20 protein-coding genes are annotated in these 18651 nt (G+C 66.3%); 11 read left to right on the forward strand and 9 right to left on the reverse strand.

The window, feature by feature from the left end:
• The first annotated feature begins 68 nt into the window (after positions 1-68).
• The 5 genes from AC07WC_RS03550 (at position 69) to dxs (ending at position 6070) form a co-directional block, all read left to right on the forward strand.
• Positions 69-608 (forward strand): lipocalin family protein, encoded by a 540-nt coding sequence (locus AC07WC_RS03550; protein WP_495208800.1) that lies wholly within the window; start codon positions 69-71, stop codon positions 606-608.
• A 171-nt stretch (positions 609-779) separates the two neighbouring features.
• Positions 780-1265: a hypothetical protein gene (locus tag AC07WC_RS03555; protein ID WP_495208801.1), complete on the forward strand. Its 486-nt coding sequence runs from the start codon at positions 780-782 to the stop codon at positions 1263-1265.
• 47 nt (positions 1266-1312) lie between these two features.
• Positions 1313-3106 (forward strand): acyl-CoA dehydrogenase C-terminal domain-containing protein, encoded by a 1794-nt coding sequence (locus AC07WC_RS03560; RefSeq protein ID WP_495208802.1) that lies wholly within the window; start codon positions 1313-1315, stop codon positions 3104-3106.
• Between the two features lie 277 nt (positions 3107-3383).
• Positions 3384-4043 (forward strand): HNH endonuclease, encoded by a 660-nt coding sequence (locus AC07WC_RS03565; protein ID WP_495208803.1) that lies wholly within the window; start codon positions 3384-3386, stop codon positions 4041-4043.
• Between the two features lie 116 nt (positions 4044-4159).
• A complete protein-coding gene (gene dxs / locus AC07WC_RS03570) occupies positions 4160-6070 on the forward strand; it encodes a 1-deoxy-D-xylulose-5-phosphate synthase (protein ID WP_495208804.1) in 1911 nt (636 codons plus the stop codon).
• Between the two features lie 66 nt (positions 6071-6136).
• Here dxs and AC07WC_RS03575 read toward each other — a convergent pair whose 3' ends face one another.
• The 3 genes from AC07WC_RS03575 to AC07WC_RS03585 all read right to left on the reverse strand — a co-directional run bounded on the left by AC07WC_RS03575 (position 6137) and on the right by AC07WC_RS03585 (position 8248).
• The gene (locus AC07WC_RS03575) at positions 6137-6700 is read right to left on the reverse strand and encodes a DUF3011 domain-containing protein (protein ID WP_495208805.1); all 564 of its coding nucleotides are present in this window, start codon (positions 6698-6700) and stop codon (positions 6137-6139) included.
• A 167-nt stretch (positions 6701-6867) separates the two neighbouring features.
• Complete coding sequence (locus tag AC07WC_RS03580) at positions 6868-7071, reverse strand: hypothetical protein (RefSeq protein ID WP_495208806.1); 204 nt, start codon at positions 7069-7071, stop codon at positions 6868-6870.
• 118 nt (positions 7072-7189) lie between these two features.
• The gene (locus tag AC07WC_RS03585; protein WP_495208807.1) at positions 7190-8248 is read right to left on the reverse strand and encodes a linear amide C-N hydrolase; all 1059 of its coding nucleotides are present in this window, start codon (positions 8246-8248) and stop codon (positions 7190-7192) included.
• Here AC07WC_RS03585 and AC07WC_RS03590 point away from each other — a divergent pair.
• Both AC07WC_RS03590 and AC07WC_RS03595 read left to right on the forward strand, forming a co-directional pair.
• Positions 8247-8438 (forward strand): hypothetical protein, encoded by a 192-nt coding sequence (locus tag AC07WC_RS03590; protein ID WP_495208808.1) that lies wholly within the window; start codon positions 8247-8249, stop codon positions 8436-8438. The genes AC07WC_RS03585 and AC07WC_RS03590 overlap by 2 nt on opposite strands.
• 75 nt (positions 8439-8513) lie before the next feature.
• Positions 8514-8780: a peptidase gene (locus tag AC07WC_RS03595; RefSeq protein ID WP_495208809.1), complete on the forward strand. Its 267-nt coding sequence runs from the start codon at positions 8514-8516 to the stop codon at positions 8778-8780.
• Between the two features lie 12 nt (positions 8781-8792).
• Here AC07WC_RS03595 and AC07WC_RS03600 read toward each other — a convergent pair whose 3' ends face one another.
• The 3 genes from AC07WC_RS03600 to AC07WC_RS03610 form a co-directional block, all read right to left on the reverse strand.
• Complete coding sequence (locus tag AC07WC_RS03600) at positions 8793-9041, reverse strand: hypothetical protein (RefSeq protein ID WP_495208810.1); 249 nt, start codon at positions 9039-9041, stop codon at positions 8793-8795.
• 69 nt (positions 9042-9110) lie between these two features.
• A complete protein-coding gene (locus tag AC07WC_RS03605; protein ID WP_495208811.1) occupies positions 9111-10475 on the reverse strand; it encodes a sensor histidine kinase in 1365 nt (454 codons plus the stop codon).
• A complete protein-coding gene (locus AC07WC_RS03610; RefSeq protein WP_495208812.1) occupies positions 10472-11146 on the reverse strand; it encodes a response regulator transcription factor in 675 nt (224 codons plus the stop codon). Before AC07WC_RS03610 ends, AC07WC_RS03605 begins: the two co-directional genes overlap by 4 nt.
• Before the next feature lie 115 nt (positions 11147-11261).
• Here AC07WC_RS03610 and AC07WC_RS03615 point away from each other — a divergent pair, with 115 nt between their 5' ends.
• The 4 genes from AC07WC_RS03615 (at position 11262) to AC07WC_RS03630 (ending at position 13645) form a co-directional block, all read left to right on the forward strand.
• Positions 11262-12050: a MipA/OmpV family protein gene (locus AC07WC_RS03615; RefSeq protein WP_495208813.1), complete on the forward strand. Its 789-nt coding sequence runs from the start codon at positions 11262-11264 to the stop codon at positions 12048-12050.
• 2 nt (positions 12051-12052) lie between these two features.
• Positions 12053-12265 (forward strand): hypothetical protein, encoded by a 213-nt coding sequence (locus AC07WC_RS03620; RefSeq protein ID WP_121038335.1) that lies wholly within the window; start codon positions 12053-12055, stop codon positions 12263-12265.
• 39 nt (positions 12266-12304) lie between these two features.
• A complete protein-coding gene (locus AC07WC_RS03625; protein ID WP_495208814.1) occupies positions 12305-12721 on the forward strand; it encodes a hypothetical protein in 417 nt (138 codons plus the stop codon).
• Positions 12722-12880: 159 nt separating this feature from the next.
• Complete coding sequence (locus AC07WC_RS03630; protein ID WP_495208815.1) at positions 12881-13645, forward strand: transporter; 765 nt, start codon at positions 12881-12883, stop codon at positions 13643-13645.
• 94 nt (positions 13646-13739) lie between these two features.
• On the opposite strand, the gene AC07WC_RS03635 is transcribed toward AC07WC_RS03630, so the two are convergent.
• The 3 genes from AC07WC_RS03635 to AC07WC_RS03645 form a co-directional block, all read right to left on the reverse strand.
• Complete coding sequence (locus tag AC07WC_RS03635) at positions 13740-13913, reverse strand: DUF1328 family protein (protein ID WP_019182774.1); 174 nt, start codon at positions 13911-13913, stop codon at positions 13740-13742.
• Between the two features lie 96 nt (positions 13914-14009).
• Positions 14010-15404: a CehA/McbA family metallohydrolase domain-containing protein gene (locus AC07WC_RS03640; RefSeq protein ID WP_495208816.1), complete on the reverse strand. Its 1395-nt coding sequence runs from the start codon at positions 15402-15404 to the stop codon at positions 14010-14012.
• Positions 15405-15514: 110 nt separating this feature from the next.
• On the reverse strand, positions 15515-18562 hold the full coding sequence (locus AC07WC_RS03645) for a TonB-dependent receptor (RefSeq protein ID WP_495208817.1): 3048 nt from the start codon (positions 18560-18562) through the stop codon (positions 15515-15517).
• Positions 18563-18651: the final 89 nt, after the last annotated feature.

Raw genomic sequence — 18651 nt, forward strand, 5'->3', positions numbered from 1 at the left:
TACGGAATATTCACAAATTCCGTCTGGCCTGTGCCTAAGCTCGCTGCGTCTTGTGTGGAGTGTCGACGATGCGCAGCCGTTATCTGATCAGTGCCCTGCTCGCCCTCGCTGCCAACGGGTCGGCCTGGGCGGCCGCACCGGTGAGCTCGGTGGAAGCGCTGGACATGGACCGCTATGCCGGCCAATGGCATGAGATCGCACACCTGCCGGTGTCGTTCCAGAAGAAGTGCGTCGGCGACATCACCGCCACCTACAGCCTGCGTGCGGATGGCCGGATCAGCGTGCACAACGTCTGCCGCCAAGCAGACGGCGATCGCGTCGCCGCCGATGGCGTGGCGCGCCCGGTCGAAGGCCATCCCGGGCGGCTGCAGGTGCGCTTCGTGCCCGATTGGCTTTCCTGGGTGCCGCTGGTCTGGGCCGACTACTGGGTCATCGCGCTGGACCCGGGCTACCAGTGGGCGGTGGTCGGCGAGCCGGACCGCAACTATCTGTGGATCCTGTCGCGCTCGCCGAGCATGGACACCGCCCTGTTCGAGCAGCTCAAGGCCCGTGCCGAGGCGATGGGCTATGACCTCGCCCCATTGCGGGTGATGGCGCCGCTGGACTGAACCTGGGCCGGCCACCGGCCTGCCCGGGCCCTCGCCCCCTCCTCAAGACCAAAAGCACGTGGCCCGGTCATCCCGGTGCCCTACCCTTGCCCCCTGCTGTCAACGGGCAGCAATGACACCATACGCCGTAGTATGCTCATATCCATGCAGCACCTGCCTGAGGATTGCGTCATGTCCCACCGCTTCCGTTCCGCCCTCACCATCGGCCTGATCGCCGTCGCCTGCCTGGCCCTTGCCGCCTGCAACAAGACGGTCAAACGCGTCTCCGAGCCGGCCGCCAGCGTGCAGGAATTGACGGTGCGCGCCGATGGCAGCTGGACGGTCGCGCTGCGCCTGCAGAACTTCAGCTCCATGCCCATGACGTTCGACAATGTTTCGCTGCAGTTGAACGTAAGCGACCAGGATGCCGGTCTGCTGCAGTTGCGTCCGGCGCTGTCGATCGGCGGGGTGTCGGCCGATGTGATCAACGTCGACCTCAAGCCGAGCTCCGGCGCGCGCCTGGTGATGGCCGACGCGCTGGCCGGCAACCGCACCCTGGGGTATTCGCTGAAGGGTTCGGTGAGCGCCACCCCACAGGAAAAGAAGCAACGCACCTTCGAAATTGACAGCCGCAGCACGCTCAACCAGGCCCCTGGCCTGCCCGGCGTCCTGCGCTGACCGGCGGGCTGTCCGCCACCCTTCGCCACTGATCGAGACCGTCTCCGATGAGCAGCTACACCGCCCCGCTTTCCGATATCCGTTTCGCCCTGCATGACGTGCTCAAGGTCGAGCCGCTGTTCGCGCGCCTCGGCCTGACCGATGCCACCGCCGATGTGGTGGATGCCGTACTGGAAGAAGCCGGCCGTTTCAGCGCCAGCGTGCTGGCACCGTTGAACAGCGTGGGCGACGAGATCGGCTGCGTGCTTGACCAGGCCACCGGCGAAGTCACCACCCCGCCCGGTTTCCAGCAGGCGTACACACAGTTTGTCGACGGCGGCTGGACCGGCCTGACCGCTGCGCCGGAGCTGGGCGGCCAGGGTCTGCCACATACGCTGGGCGTGCCGCTCAATGAAATGATCAACGCCGCCAACCTGGCCTGGGGCAACTTCCCGCTGCTCTCGCACGGTGCGATCGAAGCGCTCAAGCAGCATGGCGAGGCCTGGCAGCAGGACGCCTTCCTCAAGCCGCTGATCGAAGGCCGCTGGACCGGCACCATGTGCCTGACCGAACCGCATTGCGGCACCGACCTGGGCCTGCTCAAGACCAAGGCCGAACCGAACGCGGACGGCAGCTACGCCATTACCGGCACCAAGATCTTCATCACCGCTGGCGAGCACGATCTCACCGACAACATCGTGCACCTGGTGCTGGCCAAGCTGCCCGACGCACCGGCGGGCGCCAAGGGCATCTCGCTGTTCGTCACCCCCAAGTTCAAGGTCGATCGCGAGGGCAAGGTCGGCGAGCGCAACGCGCTGCGCTGCGGCTCGATCGAACACAAGATGGGGATCAAGGGCTCGGTTACCTGCGTGATGAACTTCGACGGCGCCGAAGGTTACCTGGTCGGGCAGCCGCACAAGGGCCTGCAGGCAATGTTCACCATGATGAACACTGCGCGCCTGGGCGTCGGCCTGCAGGGTATCGGCCTGTCCGAGCGTGCTTACCAGAACGCACTGAAGTACAGCCGCGAGCGCCTGCAGTCGCGTTCGCTGAGCGGCCCGAAGAATCCGGAAAAGCCGGCCGACCCGATCCTGGTCCACCCGGATGTGCGGCGCATGCTGCTGACCATCAAATCGCTGGTCGAAGGCAGCCGCCTGCTCGCCCTGCACGCGGCCACCCTGATCGACGTCGCCCACCATGCGCAGGATGCCGGCGAGCGCGAACGCGCCGACACGCTGGTGAGCTTCCTCACCCCGATCTCCAAGGCCTGCCAGACCGAATGGGGCATCGAGAACACCTACAACGCGCTGCAGTGCTTCGGTGGCCACGGTTACATCCGCGAACATGGCATGGAGCAGCTGGCCCGCGATGCCCGCATCACCACGCTGTATGAAGGCACCACCGGCATCCAGGCGCTGGACCTGATCGGTCGCAAGACCGCCTCCAGCCAAGGCGCCGGCCTGAAGCTGATGCTGGCCGAGATCGAGGCCTTCGCCCAGGCCAATGAAGGCAACGAAGCGCTGGCCGAGTTCATCGTTCCACTGCGCGCCAAGGCCGATGAGTGGGCCAAGCTCACCATGGCGACCCTGCAGCGCGCGGCCACCAACCCGGACGAACTGGGCGCAGCCAGCTTCGATTACCTGTTCTATTCGGGTTATGTGGTGCTCGCCTACTGGTGGGCACGCAGCGTCGCCGCCGCCGATGCCTCCGCGCAGAGCGAGGCGTTCAAGCAGGCCAAGCGCGAGACCGCCCGCTTCTACTTCGCCCGCGTGCTGCCGCGCACGCTCAGCCACGCCGCCGCGATCCAGTCCGGTGCCGAACCGCTGATGGCGATGACCGACGCGCACTTCGGCGAAGGTTGATCGGTCGCCAGACCACCGACCAACGGTCGGTGGCTACCTGATTGCTACGCAGGTTCCGACCGCCAGTCGGAGCACCGATGCCTGATCGTCGGTAGGTGCCGACCGTTGGTCGGCACCCCGCTACACCTTCTGGAGAAAAGCCCCCTTGTTGTTCAAGGGGGCGCGCCGAAGGCGGGGGGATAAGGTGGAATGCCCAACCGAATCGTTACGAATTGGGCAAAGGGGCTCTCGGCCCTATACCCAATTCGTAACGATTCGGGTATAAGCTGTTTTCCCGATGGAGACAGACACTACACGCTTGGGTCTGATCGATACCGGAGCCTCGTCCGCCCCGGTCGCCGAGGTATCGCCGATCGTTACGCTGCATCGGCCTGGCTCGGTACGATTATTGGCCCTGGACGCCCACGGGCGCGTACTCGACTGGATCAATTGGCAGGACGCGTCCTGCCTTTACGCGCGCGGCGCGGTGGCCTGGACCCTCGGTGATCCCTGCCTGCACATCCACGGCGGCATCTGCCGCACCACCGGCCTGCAGAGCGGCCTGGACCTGCACCCGATCATCGCCGCCCGCGGCCATGCCCGTTCCCGTGCGATCGACCCCACCCCGAATCTGTCCAATCCCGCGCTGTTCGCGCGCGATGCGCATCTGTGCCTGTACTGCGGGCAGCAGTTCAACCGCCCGCAGCTGACCCGCGACCATGTCATGCCGATCTCCAAGGGCGGCCTGGACGTGTGGGAGAACGTGGTCAGTGCGTGCTTCCACTGCAACTCGCGCAAGAGCAACCGGACCCCGCAGCAGGCCGGCATGCCGCTGCTGGCCGTGCCCTACCGGCCCAGCTGGATCGAGCACATGATCCTGTCCAACCGCAACATCCTGGCCGACCAGATGGCGTTCCTGAAGGCGCAGCTGCCCAAGCGTTCCAAGCTCTGCGCCTGAGCGCGCTGCGACGTTCTGTCGCAGCCACCGTCACCGTTTACTCACTGAAAAGGCGGTTTGCTTGCCCCACCCCCATTTGGGGGGGAAAATAGGCGCTCAGAAGAAGCGCGATAAACATGATCGACTCCGCCCGCTATCCCCGCCTTGCGCGCATCCAGTCACCGGATGACCTGCGCAGGTTCGATGAATCCGAACTGCCCGCCATCGCGGATGAACTGCGTGCCTACCTGATTGAATCGGTGGGCAAGAGCGGCGGCCATTTCGGCGCCGGCCTGGGCGTGATCGAACTGACGGTCGCCCTGCACTACCTGTATCAGACGCCCGTCGATCAGCTGGTCTGGGACGTGGGTCATCAGACCTACCCGCACAAGATCCTGACCGGCCGTCGCGACGAGATCCACACGGTCAAGCAGAAGGACGGCGTCGCGCCATTCCCCAAGCGCGAAGAAAGCGAGTACGACACCTTCGGCGTCGGCCATTCCTCGACCTCGATCTCGGCCGCGCTGGGCATGGCGATCGCACGCCAAGCCGAAGGCGATGACCGCAAGGTGGTGGCCGTGATCGGCGATGGTGCGATGACCGCCGGCATGGCCTATGAAGCGCTCAACCACGCCGGCGGCATGGACAACGAGCCAAACCTGCTGGTGATCCTCAACGACAACAACATGTCGATCTCCGAGGCGGTCGGCGGGCTGACCAAGATGCTCGGCCGCGCCACCGGCAGCCGCACGCTCAACGCGCTGCGCGAAGGCGGCAAGAAGATTCTTGGTGACAAGAAGCACAACCCGACCGCGCGCTTCGTCAAACGCTGGGAAGAACACTGGAAGGGCATGTTCGTGCCGTCCACGTTCTTCGAGGAAATGGGCTTCCATTACACCGGCCCGATCGACGGCCACGACGTGCCGGCGCTGGTCGCCACGCTGAAGACCCTCAAGAGCTTGAAGGGCCTGAAGCTGCTGCACGTGATGACCACCAAGGGCAAAGGTTACGAGCGCGCCGAAGGTGACCAAATCGGTTATCACGCGGTCGGCCCGTTCGATCCGGACAAGGGCCTGGTCGCCAAGGGCGGCGCCAAGAAACCGACCTATACCGACGTCTTCAGCGACTGGCTGTGCGATGCCGCCGCGGCCGAACCGAAGCTGATGGGCATCACCCCGGCGATGCGCGAGGGCTCGGGCCTGGTGCGCTTCAGCAAGGAATACCCGGAGCGCTACTTCGACGTGGCCATCGCCGAGCAGCACGCGGTGACCTTGGCGGCCGGCATGGCCACCCAAGGCGCCAAGCCGGTGGTGGCGATCTACTCGACCTTCCTGCAGCGCGCGTATGACCAGCTGGTCCACGACGTGGCCGTGCAGGAGCTGGATGTGCTGTTTGCGATCGACCGCGCCGGGGTGGTCGGCCCGGATGGCGCGACCCATGCCGGCAACCTGGACCTGAGCTTCCTGCGCTGCGTCCCGCACATGGTGGTCATGGCGCCCTCCGATGAAGCCGAGTGCCGCCAGATGCTGACCACCGGCCTGCGTTACGCCGGTCCGGCTACGGTGCGCTATCCGCGTGGCAGCGGCACCGGCATCGCCGCCGGCACGGATCTGTCCACGCTGGAGATCGGCAAGGCCGACCTGCGCCTGCAGGGCAGCCGCATCGCCCTGCTCGCCTTCGGCAGCACGTTGACGGCCGCCGAGCAGGTGGGCCGCGAGCTCGGCCTGACCGTGGTCAACATGCGCTTCATCAAACCGCTCGACCGCGCCCTGCTGCTGGAGCTGGCGCAGCGCCACGAGGGCTTCGTGACCATCGAAGACAACGTGGTCGCCGGCGGCGCCGGTTCCGGCGTGGCCGAGCTGCTCAATGCCGAGAACGTGCTCAAGCCGTTCCTGCACCTGGGCCTGCCCGACAGCTTCCAGCACCATGCCAGCCGCGAAGACCTGCTGGCCGAAGCCGGCATCGATGCCGCCGGCATCCGCCAAGCCGTGCTCAAGCGCTGGCCGATGCTGGTCAAGAGCGGCCAGCCGCTCAGCGCTGCGGGCTGATTCCGCGCACTCCGCGGCCTGTCATCGCCATGATGGCAGGCCGCATGGATCGGGACAGCGTGCCGATCAATTCACCGCGAACTGACCGCGGCAACCGCCCGAAACCCAGACCCCGTTGCGGTCCCAGCCCCAGGTCTGGCCTTCGATGCAGGCCGTTTTGGAGGTCTGACGCACCAGGCGTGCATCACGACGGATGGTCACGTTGCAGCGGCGCTGGCGACGATCGTTGGAATCGCAGGTGATCAGTTCGCCCCGGCCGTTGCCATGGCCGCCATTGTTCCAGCCGCCACCATTGTTGCCCCAGCCGCCGTGCGAGGGTCGGCCGCGCTCGGCGATGAACTCCGCACGGCAGCCCTGGGTCACCCAGACGCCATCGCGGGCCTGGCCCCAGGTCTGGCCTTCGATGCACGGGGAGCCGGAGATCTGCCGCACCAGGCGGGCACGACCGGGCAATGCGCACTGTTGGGTCCGGTTCTTGACCGACTCGCAACGCACCGGGCCACCGTTGTACCCGTCATCGTAATAGCGGTCGTAGTTCTGCGCCTGGGCAGCGCCCGCCAGCGCCATCAGCGCGGGCACCGCCGCCCACAGCCAGCGCTTGGACCCCATGGGCTTCCTGTTGCTCGTCATGCGTTTCTCGTTACCGTGTGGGGAGGCGCACAGGATCGGTGATCGCCCGGCCGTGCGACATAGGCCAGAAGTCGCTGATTTCATCCCCTATTTAGGTACCCGACGCGAGGCTGACTGGATGCGCGACGGACGGTCACATGCCGGCCGTCAGCCACCCAACGGTCACCTCAGCCATAGCGGACAGCCTCCACGTAGGTCTCCAGCACCTGTACCCGGACGGCACTGCTGGTACCCGTTTCAGCGTAGTGTTCACGCGCCAGGGCATCGGCAAAATCAAACGCGGTGGCACCATTGCGGAAGGCAATCGGTGCGGATTTGGCCGGATGCACGACGTGCCAGCGGCGCTCGATGTGTTGCAGCTTGATCACCATACGGATCGTTCCTTTGCGGCATGCCTGGGCGAGAAGCTCACGACGGGAGGGATCCATCCCTCAGCAGGAACGATAGAGCAGGCCACGGCCCGTGGATATCGGATTAGTCTGATTCTGCTCAGCCGTCGGTCCCGAGGAACCGGAACGGATCGGCCGGCTGGAAACGTGGCAGCGCGTCGCCGGCAAACACATTGCGCTGGTCGGGCCCCAGGTCGAGTTTCAGCACCGGTGCACCACGTGAAAAGTCAGCGTTGTTGAGGTCCACCCAGAAGGTATTGGGCGTCATCGCCGATTCGAAGAAATACAGTCTGCGCTTGTGGTCGGCCACGGTCCGCCAGCGCGTGGACGAGATGTTCGGTTCACCCGGCGTGGTGATCCCGTACGGCACGGACACATTGCGGATCACGCTGAAGACGCTGGCCAGCGCGACCACCGGATCTTCGCTTTTGGGAATGGCGTTGATGTAGAACTTCGCGCGTGCGAAGCGATCGGCAGAGCGGTTGGTGCCGGGCAGCATCACGGTGCCACCGATCTCCTGCCAGTACGTGTTGAGCGCCAGCTGCTGATCGAACACAGGTGAGTTGGTCATCACTTGATAGGCGCGATCATGGTGGATCACCTGCTTGCCGTTGATGTACTCCACGATGGCGCTGTCGCCGCTGGCGTCGGACAAGGACAGGTGCAGCGTGGCCAGCCGCGACTCGCCCGGGACCTTGTCGGTCACGACCGAAAACGGCTCGCGTTCCAGCGCGGCAACGGCCTCGGCAACGGTGGCGAAATTGTCTAGCGCGTACTGTGCCCACAACGAAATGGCCAATCCTGGTTTGCCGTCACGCTGCTGCGGATACTGGGATTCGGCCAGCCACAACAGATTGGCTGACAGCCCTGCTTCGTTGAGGCCATCGGTGGTGGAGATGTCATACCCGGTCGCCACCACACTGCCGTACCGCGACGTCCAGCGGATCGAGCGCGGGCCGGCCTGGCCATCGCGGTCGATGCCTTTGGGCAACACCCATAGATTGGTGGCGACGTCGCTCTTCCAATCCATCGAGCGGGCCGTGATCACATCCTGGTTGTCGCCCAGGTACACCACGCGCGTGCAGGCGTCGGCCTGGGCGCAGACACCGGCGAGTGCCGCAGCGAGTGCAATGTGACGCATCGAAAACAGCAGTTTCATGACCTGCCTCCTGGCCGTGGTGCTGACAATCCGGCGTCGAACTGGATACAGGCGATGCCCACACAATCTCGTCGCACGCATCCTGCTTCAACGCATCATCGCGTTCCGCGCGACGGCTCATGCACTACAACGCAGCATCGGCGGCATCGTCCCGCGCCATATCAGCCCACGCCCGGTGATGGACGGGTGAATCCTGCATCCTGCACGTGGCATCGACGGATCCAGCGCGAGACTGCCCGCGACCTCAAGCGCCTACGGAGTGTGCATGTCCATTCGAGCCGCCCTGCTTCCCCTGCTCGCTGCCCTCACCGCCTGTGCCCATCCTGCACCGTCACCCTCGCCCACTGCAGGCGTACCGGGCGCAGACCGCGATGCGCGCGGGTGCATCAGGTCGGCAGGCTACCGCTGGTGCGAACGCACACAGCAGTGCGAGCGTCCTTGGGAGCTGGCCAAGGCCAAGGAGCTGGAGAACACCCCCGAGGTCATCACCGCCTACTGCGGTGAGCCGCCGGCCGGGCCGGCGACACGCTGATCCAACGCGGGATCAGCCGTCCTTGTTCTTACCGCTGAAATCGAGCGGTTTGCTGTCCCCGCCGCGATCGTCATTGAACCGGATGTTCAACTCATTGCAGCGGCTTTCACGGCGGGCGACCTGCGCCGGCAAGTCCTTCACCTGCGGCGAATCCTCGCACTGCGGGCGCGAGGCCACATCGTCATAGGTGGCGCACCCGGCCAGGCCGGACAGGGCCAGGCCGGACATCACGATCACACCGAACAGCGAACGTACGCGCATGGAACCGGCACCAGAAAGGGGGACCTGTCCGTTGTCCCACGATGCCTCGGCCCGATCACCTGCCATTGGTCATGGCGGGCCCGCTGCCAGCAGCGGCCGCGGATCGACCGGCAGCACCACCAGGAACCGCGCGCCACCACCCGGGGCGCCGTCCACGGCGATGGTGCCGGCGTGACGCAGCACGATCTCGCGGGCCAGGTGCAGGCCCAGCCCGCTGCCGCTGCCGCTGGGACGCAAGCGGTGGAACGGCTCGAACACGGACAGCCGCTCAGCTTCCGGCACGCCCGGGCCTTCATCGCTCACCGACAGGCCACCATCGTCGTGCAGCGCCACCGCGATCATGCCGCGCCCGCCGCCGTGGGCAATGGCGTTCTGCAGCAGGCTGGCGATCACACGGTGCAGCGCATGCGGATCGCCGCGGACCCAGATCGGCTGGTCAGGGGCGTCCACCGAGAAGCCGTAGCCGGCGTCCACCACCAGCGGGGCCACATCCGCGGCGACGTCGCGGGTCAGCGCCGAGAGGTCGATGCGCTGGGACTGGCTGCCATGCCGGTCAAGCCGTTGCAGATCCAGCAACTGCTCGGCGATGTTGCTCAGCCGGCTCAGGTCCAGCTGCAGTCGCGAACGCGCATCGCCGGGCGGCAGGTCGGCCAGGCGCGTGGCCAGGATCGCGATCGGCATGCGCAGCTCATGCGCCGCACCGGCGAGGAAGCGGTCCTGTGCGTCGTAGCTTTCGCCGATGCGGCGCACGGCCGCATTGAAGGCATCCACCAGCGGGTAGATCTCCAGCGGTACCGCACGCGTATCCAGGCCGCTGCCGCGCTCGTTGACCTGGATTGCGGCGGCCTGCGCCGCCACTCGGTTGACCCCGCGCAGCGCGCGATGGATCACCCACGGCGCCACCACCAGGGTGATCACCAGCACCGGCAATGCGATCCAGCCCCCCAAATAGCGGAAGATCAACAGCAGCTGCCGCACGATGCTGCGCTCGGGAATGCCACCTACCGCCACATGCAACCGCCCTTCGGGCCGATCGACCACCACCACGCGCACGGCCAGCGCGTCGGCATTGATGCGGGTGCGGATATCGGTCTGCTCAAGATGATCCAGCCGCGCCACCAGCGGACGGTACTGCACAGGCACGTCGCCGTGGACCAGGCGTCGGCCGCGCTCATCGGCGGCGGCGAACCAGAACGTGGCTGGCGGCCGTGGTACGGCCAGGGCCACCTTCGGTGGATCCGCCTCCAGCCCCTGGGGACCAAAGGTGATGGCCGACGCGATCTGGTCGCTGGTTTTCCAGTCGATGTAGGCCGAGCGACGGTCACCGTAGGTCAGCACCATCGCACTCAGGGCCAGCGCGATGGTGGCGGCCTGGATCAGGCAGACCTTCCAGACCAGATTGAAGGCCAGGGAGTCGGGTTTGAGCAGTCTCACGGCGTGTCCTTGAGCAGGTAACCGATCCCGCGCATGACATGGATCTCCACGCCCGCATCGGCCTCCAGCAGCGCCTTGCGAAGCTTGGAGACATGCGCGTCCAGCGCGTTGGACTGGATGGCATCGTCGAAACCGTACACGGCCTCCAACAACGAAGCGCGGCCCACCGTCCGCCCCTGCCGCAGCGCCAGCGCCTCAAGCACCAGCAGCTGTCGCCGCGGCAATGCCAGCAGCACATCGGAGACGCGCGCCTCGCGCGACACGAAATCGAACTGCAGCCGCCCCAGTGACAACACCGGCAGGGTGATCTGCGAAGGGCGCCGCGAGATCGCACGGATGCGCGCGAGCAGTTCTTCCACGGCGAAGGGCTTGGTCAGGTAATCGTCCGCACCGACATCCAGCCCGGTGACCCGGTCGGCCACCGAATCGCGCGCGGTCAGCATGATCACCGGCAGGTTCGGCACGTGCTCACGTGCGACCCGGACAAAGCTGGCGCCATCGCCATCAGGGAGCTGGCGGTCCAGCAGGAGGATCTGGTGCACGCCGGCCTTGAGCGCTTCATCGGCCTGCGCCATCGAGCCGACCACGTCGACCACCATGCCATGGCGGGCCAGGCTGACCTGGATCGCGCTGGCCATTTCCGGATCATCTTCCAGCAGAAGAAGGCGCATGGGAGCGGTGCCTGCGGGGTACGAAGGGAGCGATGGTACCGCGCAGGCCGACGTAACGTTCCGACAATGTAGGGCCCCCACCATGAGGCTCCGGTTGTTCCCCTTCGGCAGGTCCATGCACGTCCGTTTCCGTACTCCGCGTCCCTCCCCCACCCTGTTCGGCCTGGCCCTGGCCAGCGCGTTGACTGCCACCGGCGCCCAGGCCGCCGATGCCCCCGAGGCCGGCAGGAAAGGCAGCGTCGGCATCGCCGTCGTCGCACTCAAGGCCCCCTACGCCGGCTACGACACCGATCGTCTGGCCGCCCCGATCGTCAGCTGGGAAGGCCGCTCGTTCTTCTTCCGCGGTGGCAGCGTCGGTTACCGTCTGCACCAGACCGCGCAGTCCGAACTGGCACTCACCGCCTCGCCCTACGTGATGCGCTTCAAGCGCCGCGACAGCCATGACCCGCAGCTGCGTCAGCTCGACAACCGCAGCCTGTCCGGCATGCTGGGCGTGTCCTGGCGCCACCAGGCCGAATGGGGCGTGCTGCAGGCCAACGCGCAGGCCGAAGTCACCGGGCATGGCGGCGGCATCTCGGCCGACGCCAGGTACGCCTATCCGGTCCCCGCCGGCCGCGTGACCTTCATGCCTGCGGTAGGCGTGACCTACACCAGCGCCGATCTCAACGACTACTACTTCGGCGTGAGCGAACGCGAGGCGGCACGCAGCGGCCTGGCCCATTACTCGGCCGGCAGTGGGGTCTCGCCGTACATGGACATCGCCGCGGTGATGCCACTGGGACCACGCTGGACCGCAACCGCATCGATCCGCCGCACCTCGCTGGCCGATGCCGTGCGCGACAGCCCAATGACCCGTGGCGATCACATGGATACCGCCGCCCTCTCCCTCAGTTACGGATTCTGATCATGCGTCAGGGAATCGTACGTCGTGTCGCGGATCTGGCCTTGCAGATCGAGCCGGACCGCGCCGCCGTTCTTGAATGGATTCTGCATTCCCCACTGCCCGCGCTCGACGGGCAGACCACGTTCGAACTGGCCTGCGAAGGCCAGGGCGAACGCGTCGTCGCGCTGCTGGACACCCTGCTGCGGCAGGGTGATCCAGTGCTGCCGCGCGGCTGACCCTCTCGTTTTTCCCCCACCGGTGTCCTGGAGGCGCGAATGAACAACGCAACCGATACCCTGCTGCTGCGAGCAGCCAATGATGACCTTGCCGCGCATGCGATCGTGGCCAATCTCCACCGTGCGATCCAGCAGCGCATGGACCGCGACAGCCAGGCCCACGGCCGGTTCTCGCGTGCCTACATCGCCGAGCTGTTCGACATCGGACGCACCATCAGTGCGGAGTGTCGGCCGCACCAGGTCGACAGCGAATGGATCACGGTACGACGTGCGTGGCTGGATGCCGTACTGCGTGAGCATCCGCTGGACCGTCGCGATGCGCAGCTCACCGCCGCACGGCATGCCGCCGATGGTTTCCTGCTGCGTGCCTGCGTGCTCGGTTGTGACGCGACACCGCAGGCGGCGACCGAACGCGTGCGCGACGCCCTCATCGCCATGACGCGGCCGACGCACTGAGCGACTCTGCTCCGCCAGCGGCTGGCAGCGCCGTTGCGCGGGCCTGCGCGGGCCGGGCCGACACCTGCACATGAGTGCCGGAATCCGCGTGCTACATTCCGGCCAAGGGGCAGGCTGACTGCCTCTTGATGCCGGAATCGGCCGGCCTGGAGCGTGCCCATGCGGTGTTCGGCCCTGTTGCTGTCCCTGCTGTTCTGTAGTGTCGCGCATGCGCAGCAGGACGCGCCGCCGGACCTGGCCTTCGACCGTCCTGGCATCGGCTTCGCCGCTTCGACCCTGCCGCGCGGTGGCGTCGCGCTGGAGGCGGGGCTGCCCGGTTTCAGCCGCGACCAGACCGGCGTGCTGAGCACGCAGTACAGCGCCGAGCTCAATCTCCGGATCGGATTGGCCAGCCACCTGGAACTGCAGGCCTTCACCTCGCCCTGGAACCACCTGCGCGTGGCACCACGCGATGCGCCCGCCGAGCGCAGCAGCGGTGCCGGTGATGTGGGCGTCGGCCTGAAGTTCGCCCTGCCCTTGCCATCGGACAGGCACGCCGTGGCATTGCTGGCCAGCACCAGCTTCGCCACCGGCTCACGCGATTTCAGCGCGGGCGCCACGCAGTACGCGCTGGGTGCTAGCTATGAGTACGACTTCAACGATCACTGGACCGGCGCGCTGTACGCCAACGTGAACCGCGGTGGCAGCGAGGACAGCGTCACCTGGGGGCCCAGCCTGAGCTTCGCTGCGACGGATACCGTCAGCACCTATGTGGAGGCCGGCTTCACCGATACCCGCGGTGAACCCTCGAGCGACATCGCTGGCGCAGGCATCACCTGGATGGTGACCCCGACGGTGCAGCTGGACGCCTCGTTCGACGTGGGGCTGGATGATGACAGTCCGGATACGCAGGCCGGGCTGGGGGTATCGGTGTATTTCCAGTAAGTCGCGTATTCGACAACGCTGGCCGCCAATGAAAAGGCCTGCGCGGATCCGCGCAGGCCGTTGATCTGGACGCTTGGCGCAGCTGCGCGTCGGGTCAGGTCACCTTCTTGGCGATGGTCATGCCCAGCACGAACAGCACCACCGCGATGATGATGCCCGCCCAGAACAGGAACTTGGCGATCCCGATGGCAGCGCCACCGATGCCGGCGAAACCGAGGGCGCCGGCGATCAGGCCGATGACAGCAAAAATAATGGCCCACTTGATCATGATGATCCTTTCCCCGAATCGGGTTGAATGACAGGACCCCACGGTAGCCAGCGGCCTGTCTCACCTTCGTGAACGCGCTGGCTGAACGGCGTGAAGTCAGGGCTGATCCGCGGGCGCCACGTCGACGAATACCGGATTGGAATAGAACCACAGGTCCTGCCAGGGATCCTCACCGGGCACGTCGGGCAGCGGTGTGAGCTCGGCGGTGGTGCTGCCACGGGCACGCACGAAGCCGCCCTGTGCGGGCACCGGCAGCACCCACGATACCGAGCGCCATGCGCCGTCCTCGGTCCAGTCGCCGGCGCCGAACACACGTGTCTGCATGGTCGGGCCCTGCGCGTCGCCCTGTGCGCCCACGATCAGCTCCAGGTGGTCCAGCGCCGGGTGGTGACCGGCGGCATTTGGTGTAGCGGGCACGCGCACGCGCAGGTCCACCCGCAGGGCACTGGTCGCCGGTACCACTACGGTGCCTCCCAGGGTGGCGCTTGCCGACTCGTCCTCCACGGCGGTGACGCGCAGTTCCAGCGCATCGATCAGGTCGCCGGTCACCACGAACATCCGCCCGTGACGCAGACCATCGAGAATGTCCTGGGCATCGCGCCGCGCCCATACGTGGGTCTTGCTGTACTGCCCGGGATCGAAGTCGCTGCCGCCATCGCGCTGATTGACGTGGGAATCGGAGCTGGCGGTGATCCAGAAGCGCTGCCCCTCGGAGAGCAGCGTGTCCCAGAGGCCTCCGACGATGGCGGTCATCTGATCGAAGCCGCCCAGGGTCGGCGCCTCGGCATTGCGGTACAGGCCACGATGCACGCGGGTGGCCTGGTGGCCGGGCGCACCTTCCATGCCGACCAGCACCTGCGGGGCGGCGGCGTGCCAGGCACGCAGTTCATCCGGCTCGACATCGCCCCAACGGCCCATCGCGATGGCGGTACGCGAAGGATGATTGATGAACATCACCGGCGGGGTCGGCAACGCGCGCATGTGCGCCAGCGCGTCCAGCATCGTCTGGCCGTCATCGCGACTGCCCTGCAGTGGCTCGCTGCGGCTGTACGCGCGCTCGATCGCGATCAGCTGGTCGCGCTCCTGTGGGCCCGGCGCGATGATCAGCGAGGCATGCTCGCCGGCCGGTACATCGAACTCCATCCCGTTGAACTGGATCAGCCCGGGCACCTCGCGCCGGGCCTCCAGCAACGCCGGCCAGGCGTGGTCGCGGGTGACGGCCGAATGCCCCGGGCCGCCGTGATCGGTATGCACCATCCACGTCAGCCCATTGGCCAACGCCTGGCGTGCGTTGTGGGTACGGGTATAGGACGAGTCGCCGCCGCGGATCGGCGTGGGCGGGGTGGTGCTGCGGTCCCAGTCCACGCTCCACTCGCTGTGCACATGGTGGTCGCCGGGCTGCCAGCTGCGGCCGGCATCCTCGTCAGCGGCACCTGCGGCGATCGGCCATGACAGGATCGCCGCAAGCGGCAGGAGAAAAAGGTGTCGCATCGAAGTTCCTCACGAACGGGCGGCCTTCCCCGGCGCGGCAGGCGCACCCGGTCAACCGCAGCGGTGGCGGCACCGCATCGGGTGCCGCCACGGTACAGGCATCAACCCACTCAGAAATCCGCGCGCAGGCCGAGGCTGATGCGGCGGCCGGAGCGTTCGTACATGGTCGGGAACGAGGGATCCATCGTGTAGCCGGTGGTCGCCTGGTTGGTCAGGTTGATGCCCTTCAGGCTGAGCTTGACGTTGTCGGTGAGGCGGTAGCCGATCGATACATCCACCTGGCCGTAGTCGTCGCGCCAGATCGGGTACATGTTGTAGCCGATCGACTCCACGTACTTGCCTTTGTGGTTGTATGACACGCGCGCGTCGAAGCGCGCGTTCTCGTAGTAGACGGTCATGTTGTATGAGGTCTCGGACAGGCCGGGCATCGGCGTGCTCACGCCCAGGTCCGATTCGCCGGCCAGCGAGCTGTCCAGCATCGTGTAGTTCGCGTTGATGCCGAAGCCCTCCAGCGAGGGGTGCAACATGCTCAGCGGCAGCTGTGCGATCAGCTCCAGACCTTTCACGACATAGGTGCCATCGGCGTTGATCGGCTGGTACACGTCAAAGTCATAGGTCCCGTTGAGCGAGCCGTTGGCATTGTAGACCGCCACATCCGGCACCACGCCGGTCAGCGCATTGATCACCACGCCGTCGATCTTCTTGTGGAAATACGAGGCCGCAAGCAGGCCACCGTTGTCCAGGTACTTCTCCAGACCCAGTTCCCACTGTTCGGCATAGGTCGGCTGCAGGTCCGGGTTGCCGTCGGTGAAGCGGAACGAGCTCCAGCTGGCGGTGCGCTTGTAGGCGATGTCGGTCAACGCCGGGCGGATGAAGGTCTTGGAGGCCGCGCCACGCAATACCAGGCCCTCGGCCAGTTCGGCGGTGGCATTCAGGCTCGGCAGCAGGTCGTTGTAGCTGCCTTTGCGCGAGACCGGCGTGTCGGTGTAACCGGTGGTGCCGTCGGCCTTCTGGATCGGATGGAAGCCGGAGGACTGCACCGAGGTATCCACATAGCGGACACCGGCATTGATCGACACCGGCACGCGGCCCACGTCGAAGCCGATGTCGGTCATCGCATACAGGCTGGTCACGTTCTCATCGACACGGTAGTACTGGCCGGGATCGAACGGGGTCACGAAGCCGGGATAGCGGAACGCATCGCGCGCGTAGTCGTTGGAGACCATCTTCCAGTCCAGGTCCTTCACCGAGTAGCCGCCGCCGGGCACGATGTCGCCGATCGACTGCAGCGGGCTGTCGGCCAGGGTGCGCTTGTTCACCCAGGAGCTGTCGCCGGCACGCGGCCCGTAGATCTTGGCTTCACCATACTCGCGCTGCTTGGACTTGTCGGTGTAGCGTGCGCCGAACTGCACACTACGCAGCGCCGGCAGGAAGGCCAGTTCCAGTGCCTTGGTCACATCCAGCTGGGCGGCGTATTTGTCATCGCTGACTTTTTCTAGCGTGGTCTCATACGCTTCGAACAGGTACTTGTCCGAGGCGTTGTACATGTCGATGCTGCCCGGGTTGGCGCTGGGAATCGTCTCGCCGCTTTTGCCGGTCCAGCGGGTGCGCGACGGAGCGTAGGCGACGTGCTTGAGGTTGCTGGCATCCAGCGTCTTGTCGGCGCCGGAGTAACCGACCATCGCATCCACGCCCCAACTGTCGCCCTGCCAATCCATCGCCACGCTGTACTGGCTGAAGTCGGTCTTGTTGATCCGCTCCTTGCTCAGCATCTCATGCTGGGTGGCGGTGTAGGACACATCGCGCAGCACCACGATGCCGTACTGCGACAGCGTGCTGGCGTCGTAGTCGTGGATGGTCTCCAGGGTGCTGCGGCTGGACGCGGAGTACGCGGCGGCATCGTACTCGTCCTCGGTGGTGTCGTAGCCACCGCGCATCGCATCGAAGGTCAGGCTGAAGCGGCTGCTGGGCTTGTACTGCAGCGAAGCGGTGGCGCCCCACTTGTCCTGCTCGTTGACGAACACGCGGTCGCCGACCTTGTCCTGGAACACGATCAGGTTGGTTTCATCGGTGTTGTTGCGGTTCTTGACCACCACGCCGGCATCGCGCGCCAGCACCGCCGCAGCCTGCGTGCCGCGCGTGCCCGAGGCGCCCAGGAAGCGGGACATCGGACGGAAATTGATGCCCGAGGTCGCATCCGTGCGGTTGCTGCGCTTGGCCGTGGCGAACGAGACCAGGCCACCCCAGTCACCCCAGGTGTCACTGGCGAGGAAGGAGAATTTCGGGTCGACTTCTTCGGAGATCGAGTTGTGCGCGCCTTCCACCGACGCCACCAGCTTGCGCCCGGTGTAATCGAACGGGCGGGCGGTGGAGATCTGTACCGAACCGGCGATGCCACCCTCTTCGTCCGCCGCCGTCGGCGACTTCAGCACGGTCACCTGCTGGATGATTTCCGAGGCGAAGATGTCGAACTCGATGTCACGCCCGCCGCTGCCCGAGGCGGTGGCCAGGTTGTTGATCGAGACATGCGTGTACTCCGAGGGCAGGCCGCGGACGTTGACGCGGCTGCCCAGGCCCTTGTCGCGCTCGATGGTCACGCCCGGCATGCGCTGCAGCGCTTCGGCCAGGTTCTGCTCGGGAAAGTCCGCTACGTCGGTGGCTACGATCGAGTCGGAAAAGCCGATGGTGGCGCGCTTGATATCCACGGCCTGCTCCAGGCTGCGGCTGTAGCTGCCGACCACGTCGATACGCTCCAGCTGCTGCAGGGCAGCCGCCTCGGCTGCTGGCGTCGTTTGCAGGGCGACCGCAGGTGCTGCGGCCGACACCGCCGACGTGCCCGCTGGCATGGCATCGCTGCGCGCTTCGATGGTCACGGTGGTGTCGTTGAGATAGCGATAGCGCAGGCCCGTGCCGTCCAGCAGCTGCTCCAGCGCCTGCTGCGGCGCCAGCCCGGCCGGCATCGGGCGCGTGCGCGGATTGCCGGCCTGTTGTGCGTTGTAGACGAACTGCAGGCCGGTCTGGCGCGACAGCTCGTTGAGTGCGCGGTCGAGGGGCTGGGCGGGGATCGCCTCGCTGGCAACCCGGGTTTCCTGTGCAGTAGCGGTGACGGCGGCGCTCTGCAGGGCAAGCGCGATGGAAAGGAAGAGAATGCGTCGCATCGTAGAAATCCAGTGGGGTGGTATGAGCGTCGCGAGACGGGATCGTTCGCGCTTGCCTGGACTACGAGGGCGCAAGGCGAGGATCGGGC

The sequence above is a fragment of the Stenotrophomonas sp. GW821-FHT01H02A genome, from assembly GCF_059422145.1.